The organism is Stenotrophomonas sp. 2YAF22 (assembly GCF_052114665.1).
Classification (GTDB): Bacteria; Pseudomonadota; Gammaproteobacteria; order Xanthomonadales; family Xanthomonadaceae; genus Stenotrophomonas; species Stenotrophomonas indicatrix.
On the sequence record NZ_JBFRFE010000554.1, the window covers coordinates 1 to 2,984 of the forward strand.

General features: G+C 66.8%; 2 protein-coding genes. Both read right to left on the reverse strand.

Annotated features, from left to right (window positions below):
- Nucleotides 1-260 precede the first annotated feature (260 nt).
- A complete protein-coding gene (parC, locus tag AB4Y84_RS18030) occupies nucleotides 261-2,504 on the reverse strand; it encodes a DNA topoisomerase IV subunit A (protein WP_363730914.1) in 2,244 nt (747 codons plus the stop codon).
- Nucleotides 2,505-2,563: 59 nt separating this feature from the next.
- Nucleotides 2,564-2,984, reverse strand: a 421-nt coding sequence (locus tag AB4Y84_RS18035; RefSeq protein ID WP_442250590.1) for a helix-turn-helix transcriptional regulator, incomplete at its 5' end; no start/stop codon positions are given.

Consider the following 2,984-nt stretch of genomic DNA (forward strand, 5'->3'; position numbering starts at 1 on the left):
GGTCGGCTGCATTTAGCAGAGCAGCCGACCAGCGGTCGGCTCTACCAGGAGCGCAAAGCAACGTCGCCCGCCAGCACCGGAGCACCGCCAGCCAGCCTTCGCCCGCCAGCTGCTCCACCGCCCGCCAGCCGACAAACAAAGAAGCCGGGGAATGCCCCGGCTTTTTTGTGTCTGATGCTCCGTTCCCGGTAGCGCCGGGCCATGCCCGGCGGGTTCCCGATTGCCGGGCAAGGCGTGTCAACCAAGGTTGACACCTACCGTCATTCGACCGACAACCCTTCCACCTTCTGCCAGCCACGCGGCAGCAGATGGCCACGGGTGGCGCGGGCGCCCAGATAGGCGTCGAGTTCGTTGAACTTCAGGCCCATGGTGCGCTGGCCGCTGCGGACCTGCAGGGTCTGGCCGGGGCTGATTGCCACGATGGCGACCACGCGTTCGGTGGCGAGCTTGGCCTTGGGGATCTCGATGATCTTGTTGCCCTTGCCCTTGTCCAGTTCCGGCAGGTCGTTGGCGGCGATCGCCAGCAGGTTGCCCGAACTGGTCACCGCGACGATGCGGTCGGTAGCGACGTTGGCCACCACCGATGGGGTCAGCACCGACGAGCCCGCCGACAGGTTCAGCATCGCCTTGCCGGCCTTGTTGCGACCGATCAGGTTTTCGAAGCGGGTGACGAAACCATAGCCGTGGGTCGAGGCCAGCACGAAGCGGGTATCCGGTTCGGCGCTGGCCAGGGTCACGAAGCTGGTGCCTGCGGCCGGCGAGAAGCGGCCGGTCAGCGGTTCACCGTTGCCGCGTGCCGAGGGCAGGGTATGCACCGGCGTGGAGTAGGCACGGCCTTCGCTGTCGAGGAACGCGACCTGCTGGGTGCTGCGCGCACGCACTGCACCCTGCAGCGCATCGCCATCGCGGTAGGACAGGGTCGAGGCATCGATGTCGTGGCCCTTGGCGGCGCGGATCCAGCCCTTCTCGGACATCACCACCGTCATCGGCTCGCTCGGTACCAGCTCGGTCTCGTCGATGGCCTGCGCGGCCTGGCGCTGCACCAGCGGCGAGCGGCGCTCGTCGCCGAACTTCTTCGCATCGGCCTGCAGCTCGTCGCGGATCAGCTTCTTCAGTTTGGCCTTGCTGTCGAGGATGCTGAGGATCTTCTCGCGCTCCTTGGCCAGCTCGTCCTGCTCGCCGCGGATCTTCATTTCTTCCAGGCGGGCCAGCTGCTTCAGCTTGGTTTCCAGGATGTACTCGGCCTGGTCTTCGGACAGGCCGAAGCGCGCGATCAGCGCCGCCTTCGGTTCGTCTTCGGTACGGATGATGTGGATCACCTCGTCCAGGTTGAGGAACGCCACCAGCAGGCCTTCCAACAGGTGCAGGCGACGCTCGACCTTCTGCAGGCGGTGCTGCAGGCGGCGGGTGACGGTGCTGCTGCGGAACGCCAGCCACTCGCTGAGCAGCGTCTTCAGGTTCTTCACCTGCGGACGGCCGTCCAGCCCGATCACGTTGAGGTTGACGCGGTAGCTGCGCTCCATGTCGGTGGTGGCGAACAGGTGGCCCATCAACTGCTCGGCGTCGACGCGGTTCGAGCGCGGCACCAGCACCACGCGCACCGGGTTGGCATGGTCGGACTCATCGCGGATGTCCTCCAGCCACGGCAGCTTCTTSGCGCGCATCTGCGCGGCGATCTGCTCGATCACCTTCGACGGCGACACCTGGAACGGCAACGCGGTGACCACCACGTTGTGGGTTTCCTTGATGTAGGTCGCACGCGCACGCACGCTGCCGTTGCCGGTCTCGTACATGTTCCGCAGGTCGTTGGCCGGGGTGATGATCTCGGCATTGGACGGGTAGTCGGGACCCTTCACGTGCTCGCACAGGTCGCGCACGCTGGCGTCCGGATCGTCCAGCAGGTGCAGCAGCGCGCTGACGATCTCGTTGAGGTTATGCGGCGGCACATCGGTGGCCATGCCCACGGCGATGCCGGTGGTGCCGTTCAGCAGCAGATGCGGCAGGCGTGCCGGCATCCAGGTCGGTTCCTGCAGGGTGCCGTCGAAGTTCGGTGCCCAGTCGGTGGTGCCCTGGCCCAGTTCGCCCAGCAGTACTTCGGCGATCGGGGTCAGCTTGGATTCGGTGTAACGCATCGCCGCGAACGACTTCGGATCGTCGCTGGAACCGAAGTTGCCCTGGCCTTCGATCAGCGGATAACGGTACGAGAACGGCTGCGCCATCAGCACCAGCGCTTCGTAGCACGCGCTGTCGCCATGCGGGTGGTACTTACCGATGACGTCACCGACGGTACGCGCGGACTTCTTCGGCTTGGACGCGGCATTCAGGCCCAGCTCGCTCATCGAATAGATGATGCGGCGCTGCACCGGCTTCAGGCCGTCGCCGAGGAACGGCAGGGCGCGATCCAGGACCACGTACATCGAGTAGTCGAGGTAGGCGCGTTCGGCGTATTCGCGCAGCGGCAGTTGTTCGAAACCGTGGAACACGGGGCGGGCAAGATCGGTCATGCGGCGTTGTTACCTATGTCGGGAGGCGGTGACGGCGGTCGCCGCTCTCAATCCAGTGATTATCCGGATGCGGCGGGGGATGCCAAGCCGCGTGCAGGATCCAGGCCCGGTTCCAGGCCGTGGCCGGCCCGTGCCAGGTAGCGTCCGGGCGGTAGCCCGAAGTGTCGCCGGAACACGGTGACGAAGGCGCTGGCGCTGCTGAAGCCCAGCGCGTGGGCGATATCGGCCACGCTGCGGCCCTCGCTGAGCTGCCGCAGCGCCTCGGCCAGCCGCGCCTGCTGGCGCCATTGGGCGAAGCTCAGCGTTGTCTCGTCGCGGAAATGGCGGGTCAGGCTGCGCGGCGACAGGCCGGCCCAATGCGCCCACTGCGCCAGGCCGCGCTCGTCGGCCGGGTCGGCCAGCAGCTGTGAGGCGATCTTCAGCAGGCGCCGGTCGCGTGGCATCGGCAGGTGCATGCGCTGGCGCGGCGCGGTGCGGATC